Origin of the sequence: Mesorhizobium sp. M7A.F.Ca.CA.002.09.1.1, assembly GCF_003998555.1 — a bacterium.
GTDB lineage: Bacteria > Pseudomonadota > Alphaproteobacteria > Rhizobiales > Rhizobiaceae > Mesorhizobium > Mesorhizobium ciceri.
The window spans coordinates 1-5781 of the sequence record NZ_RZRR01000295.1 but is presented as its reverse complement, the minus strand read 5'-3'; the positions used below and the strand labels follow the sequence as shown (position 1 = coordinate 5781).

4 protein-coding genes and 1 pseudogene are annotated in these 5781 nt (G+C 64.3%); all 5 read right to left on the bottom strand.

The window, feature by feature from the left end:
• Positions 1 to 209, bottom strand: a 209-nt coding sequence (locus EN994_RS14875) for a twin-arginine translocase TatA/TatE family subunit (protein ID WP_127307619.1), incomplete at its 3' end; no start/stop codon positions are given.
• Positions 210 to 379: 170 nt separating this feature from the next.
• Positions 380 to 1147, bottom strand: coding sequence for an SMC-Scp complex subunit ScpB (gene scpB, locus EN994_RS14870; RefSeq protein WP_027160430.1), 768 nt, complete (start codon positions 1145 to 1147; stop codon positions 380 to 382).
• The gene (locus EN994_RS14865) at positions 1144 to 1944 is read right to left on the bottom strand and encodes a ScpA family protein (RefSeq protein ID WP_013531293.1); all 801 of its coding nucleotides are present in this window, start codon (positions 1942 to 1944) and stop codon (positions 1144 to 1146) included. The genes scpB and EN994_RS14865 overlap by 4 nt, the downstream gene beginning before the upstream one ends.
• A 61-nt stretch (positions 1945 to 2005) precedes the next feature.
• Positions 2006 to 3025 carry a beta-N-acetylhexosaminidase gene (gene nagZ, locus EN994_RS14860; RefSeq protein WP_013531292.1) on the bottom strand — a complete coding sequence of 340 codons (1020 nt, stop codon included), beginning with the start codon at positions 3023 to 3025 and terminating at the stop codon, positions 2006 to 2008.
• A 132-nt stretch (positions 3026 to 3157) separates the two neighbouring features.
• Positions 3158 to 5781 (bottom strand): annotated as a pseudogene (locus EN994_RS14855) (SPOR domain-containing protein); the annotation flags it as partial.

The following is a 5781-nucleotide window of genomic DNA, read 5'->3' as shown; positions in this document are numbered from 1 at the left end:
GCCTTTTCCTTCGCGGCCGCAACGGTCTCGTCGGCACGATGTTCGACGGTGCGCTTGTCTTCGGCAACGTCGTCGTCGGCCATGCCCTTCTTGAAGCTCTTGATGCCCTTGGCCATGTCGCCCATCAGCTCGGGAATCTTGCCGCGGCCGAACACCAAAAGCACGATCACCAGCACGATCATCCAGTGCCAAATCGAAAATGAACCCATAGCAAATCTCTCTCGAATGTTTTCCCTGGCGATGATCTATGCGTTTTCGCGTTGGGATTCAAACACAACTGCGACAGAGTTTATGAAAGGGTGGCGGATGTCACGCATTTTCGACGCGGCGGCCCCGCTACGAATCCGCGCATCCTCGACAGATCGGCCGCCAATGCCAGTCAATCTTCCGTGACGCGCGGCGTCAGCAGGCCGAGTTCCTCGAGATCGATATCGGTGAGCGCATCCTCGTCGTCGGTCAATGCATCGGGATCGGCCGGCGGCTGCGGAATGGAGAAATTCGACGGCATGCGGCCCGAAAGCAGGCCGGCCCCCTTCAGTTCCTCCATGCCGGGCAGATCGCGGATCTCTTCCAGCGCGAAATGATCGAGGAAGGTCTCCGTCGTGCCGTAGGTGACCGGGCGTCCGGGTGTCTTTCGCCGGCCGCGCATGCGCACCCATTCCGTTTCCAGCAGCGTGTCGAGCGTGCCTTTCGAGGTTTCGACACCGCGGATGTCCTCGATCTCGGCACGCGTCACCGGCTGGTGATAGGCAATGATCGCCAGCACTTCGAGAGCCGCGCGGGAGAGCTTCCTTTGCTGGACGGTATCCCTGCTCATCAGGAAAGCCAGGTCGCCGGCGGTGCGGAACGCCCAGGCATCGCCGACACGCACCAGATTGACGCCGCGCCGCGCATAGATCTGCTGCAGCTCGGCCATGGCCAGGGCGATGTTGATGCCGTCCGGCAGGCGTGCCGCAAGCTGCTTTTCGCTGACGGGTTCGGCGCTGGCGAACACGATCGCCTCGGCCATGCGCACAGCCTCGGCCAGATGCAGTCGCTCGGCCGGGTTTTGTAGCTGCTGCTCGGCCGGATCCTGGGAAAGCGGGCCCTCGTCGGGTTCATCGCCGATCTTGAACGGGACAACCGAAGCGTTGGCGCGTTCGCTCATGATGCCACCTCGACTGCCTTGATTGTCTGCGTTCGGCCGCGCAGGTAGATCGGCGCGAACGTCTGATCCTGCCGCACATCCATCTTGCCTTCGCGCACCAGTTCCAGCGTGGCAGCGAACGAGCTCGCGATCGCCGTGCGCCGCTCCTCGGGACTGGTCATGTACGCGATCAGAAAACTTTCCATCGTCGTCCAGTCGCTCACGGCTCCCACAAGGCGGGTCAGGATGTCGCGCGCGTCCTTGAGCGACCAGACACCGCGCCTGGCGATGGTCACATTGTTGATCGCCTGCTTCTGGCGCTGCTGGGCATAGGCGGTCAAGAGATCGTAGAGCGAGGCAGAATAGGCGTTGCGCTTTTCGATGATGACCATTTCCGGCATGCCGCGCGCGAACACGTCGCGGCCGAGCCGGTTGCGGTTGACCAGACGCGCCGAGGCGTCGCGCATGGCTTCCAGCCGCTTCAGTCGGAACTGCAGCACCGCCGCCAGTTCCTCGCCGCTTTCGCCCTCGTCGCCTGGCTGCTTGGGGATCAGGAGCTTGGACTTGAGGAAGGCCAGCCATGCCGCCATCACCAGATAGTCGGCGGCAAGCTCCAGCCTGAGCGCCCTCGCCGTCTCGACAAAGGTCAGATATTGCTCGACCAGCGCCAGGATCGAAATGCGCGCCAGATCGACTTTCTGGGTGCGGGCAAGATGCAGCAGAAGATCGAGCGGACCTTCGAAGCCGGCCACGTCGACGACCAGCGACGGGTCGCCGGTGACGCGTGAATCGTCATTTTCGGCCCACAGACGGTCCATCGGTGCGGCCTTCGCGGCCTTGCTTTCCAATGTCTCCGCCACTGCCTGTCACTTTCCCTTGCTATGCCACCGCATCGAAGTAGGTGGCGAATTCGGCGCGTATTTCGGTTTCTTCGACCGTGTCACGGTCCTTTATATAGGTCAGCGCCCGCTTGGCGCGCTCCAGCGACGTGCCCTCAAGCCCCGTGGTGCGCGATGCGATGCCGGCCATCTCCTCGAAAACGCCGTTGCAGTGAAGGACCAGATCGCAGCCCGCCGCAAGGATCGAGGCCGCCTTTGTCGGGAAATCCCCAGAAAGTGCCTTCATCGATGTGTCGTCGCTCATCAGCAGTCCGTCGAAGCCGATTTCGCGCCGGATGATCTCGTCGATGACCTTGCCGGAGGTGGTCGCCGGATTGTTCGGGTCGATCGCGCTGTAGACGACATGCGCAGTCATCGCCATCGGCAGATGGCTAAGCTCCTTGAACGGGGCGAAATCATGCCGCTGCAGATCACTGAGCGAGGCATTGACCACTGGCAGTTCAAAATGCGTGTCGGCAAAGGCACGTCCATGGCCCGGAATATGCTTCATGACCGGCAGCACGCCGCCCGATATCAGCCCTTCCGCGGCTGCGCGGCCGAGCTCGATCACGGGTCGCGGGTCCTTGCCGTAGGCACGCGCGCCGATGACATCGCTGGCGCCTTCGATCGGCACGTCGAGCACCGGCAGGCAATCGGCTGTGATGCCGTAGCGTAACAGGTCGAAAGCATGCAGCCGCGCCATCAGCCAGGCCGCGCGGGCGCCGGCATCATGATCGTCGCGCCACAGCGCGCCCAGCGCGCCGCCGGCGGGATAATTCGGCGCCAGCGGCGGCCGCAAGCGCTGCACACGGCCGCCTTCCTGATCGATGAACACCAGCGCGTCCGGACGCCCTATGCAGTCTCGCATCTCGGCGACCAGATCGCGGATCTGTTCGGTCTCGCCGATGTTGCGCGCAAACAGGATGAAGGCCCACGGGCATTCATTGCGATAGAAATTGATTTCTTCGCGGGTGAGCGATTTCCCGGCGCAGCCGAGGATCATGGATTTTGATTCGGTCATGTCGGCAGTTTAGGGCTTTGTGCGATCAAAGGGAATCGCCAGGGATTCATCCACGGCAACGCCGGATCTGCTTTCCCCATGAAAAAAGCCGGCGCGGTGACCGCGCCGGCTTTCAATCGGTTGGCTCCGGCTTTAGCGCGAGACGAAGCAGTTGCCGCCGGCGGCCTTGTAGCTGGTGCACAAATTGATCGCGTCATTGCGTGACTGGGCCGGAACGCGCACGCGGTAGAACGTGCCTTTGCCGGCGATCTCGGCCTTGACGATGTTGGCGGTACGCCCGGCAAGCACGCTGCCATAGCGGCGCTGCAGATCCTGATAACTGGACTGGGCGCTTTCGACGGTCGGCTGCGAGGCGATCTGCATCGACCACGAGCCACCGCCTGCCGCGGTCGATGCCGGATCGATGGACGCAACCTGATCGGGCTTGACCTCGCCGACGACATCGACCGGCTGGTCGGACGGACGCTGCGGCGCTAGCGGAACCTTTGCCGGCGTGTTGGCCGATTGGGCCTTGGCCTCGGCCTTTGGCTTGGCCACCGGCTTGAGGGCCGGCTCGTCGTCCGCCTGGGCGGCGGCAGGCGCCACGGTACCGGTCTGGTCGGCATCGGCTTGCGCCGCCGGGGCGACATGCTGCGGCGCCGGATCGACCGGCTCGGTAGCGGCCACTTGCGGAGCGGCGGGTGCCGCCGGATCTTCACGCGGCACCAGCGAACCGTCCGACTTGACCACCATGGTCCTCACCTTGCGCGGTGCAATGGCGACGACATCGGCATTTGTGCCCTTGTCTGCATCCTGCAGCACCTGCGCGATGCGGTCCTCGGACTTGGGAGCTGGCGCCGTATTGTCGGCCAAAGCAGCGCCGGCCATCGGCGCGGCGTTGCCGACATCGGTTCCAGCGCCGGCTGCATTCTGGTCCGGCGAAAGATCGATGGCGCGGGCCGGGTCCTTCGCCTGCACGTCCACCGGCTCTTCGGTGTTGGTGACCAGCTTTTCCTGGACCGGCTCGGCGGGCTTGGCGCCCCTGACCGCGTCGTAGACCTTGTTGTCCTGGTTCGGCACCACGGCACCGCCCGGATTCTCCGGCTTGACCTTGATCGGCGCGTTGTCGGCCTTGACGATGACGGGCGCTTCGCTGCCGCCCTTGCCGCCAAAGGACAGCGCAAAGGCACCGAGACCGCCCGCGACCGCGACCGCGCCGACAATCGCGGCGATGAACAGGCCGCGTCCGCGCGACGGCCTTGCGGCCTCACGCTCGCCGAGACCCGGAACAGCCATCTCCTCGTCGAGTTCGGGATCGTAGTCGAGTTCATCGACGGTGAAATCATCGGCTTGGGAAGCCGGCTGGCTCCCCGGCAGGTTGTCGAGGTCGTAGCCCGAGGCGTCGGCATAACCCGTGGGCGGCGCCGCGCGGGCAGACATTTCCATCGGCCGCGCCGCATAGGTTCGCGCTTCCGGCTCATAGCCCGGCTTGACCCCGTCATAGCCCGGCTTGAGGCTGTCATAGCCCGGCTTGAAGCCCGCGGCATAGGAGCCATCATCGTAAGACGCGCCGGCCGCGTTGCTTGCTGGGGCGGCAGTCACCTCCACCGCGTTCATCTCGGAGAGAAGGCTGGAGAACTCGGCATCGAGATCGTCATAGCCAGGCGACGCCGGCTGGTCTTCCTCGAAGTGCAGTTCGGGGATATCGAGATCGTCCGCCAGCGCCACGACACGCTCGGGCACATCGACCGTCTCGACATCGGGCATGTCTTCGTAACGCGCCGGCTAGCACGATTGCGGCGCCGATACTGGGGCAGCGGGAGCCAAGGTTTCGACCGGCTCGGACGAACCATAGGACGTCATGGCGGCGACTGCCGGCGCTGCGGCCATGGATGATGCCACCGAAGCGGCCGGCTGAGCGCTAAACGTAGGCTGCGTGCTGAATGACGGCTGCTGCGGAACCGGCGTCACGCGGCTCCACGAACGCGTCGGCTCTGTCGGTTGGGAACGCTCCGCAAGCCAATCGAAAGAATCCGCCGAATTGTCCCGGGGAGCGGCTTCATCACGCGGATCAAGGCCCTGGGCCAAAGCCGCGTCCAACGCATCATCGTCGAAATCGACATCGCCAATGGTGTCCGAGTCCGGATCCTGGAGTTCATCAAGCATAAGATCGTCAATATCCGCGTCGGCCGCTTGGGCCGTGCCAACATGTCGATTCTGCTCAGGCGTGGTTTCGTCAAGATCCCAGTCGAGGTCGCCGACAAGGTCGGCCGGTTCCTCGGCAGGCTGGGCAACAGGCGGCGGGGCAGCGACAGCCGGCTGAGCCGTGACAGGCTCGCTGGCCACCGGCGCCGTGCGGGAAGTCATGGCGCCCAGCAGCGCATTCAACTCGTCTTCCAGGCTCCGTTCGTCCGCAATCGGGGCGTGCACCGCCGGCGCGACATTGGCTTCTGGCGCCGCCGGCTGGATCGTAGCGGCAGCAACTTCGGCGACCGGCTCTTCGACCGTTTCGGCGAACGAATCTTCAAAGTTCAGGTCGAAGGCATCGTCCGACAGGCCTTCAGGGTTGGAAATCTCGCTTGTTGAGTCCGCAGCATCGGCAAGCACTTCATGCGCTTCCGGCTCGTCGAAGGCGATCGGCTCATCCGCGCGAACGTCGAAATCCATGTCGACATCGGCCATGGCATCGTCGAGGCCAGCAAAGCTCTCGTCGGAGATTGCCTGGCCGTCAAGCGCCGCCGCCTGCTCCGGCATGGCATGCTCGACGGGATCGGCGG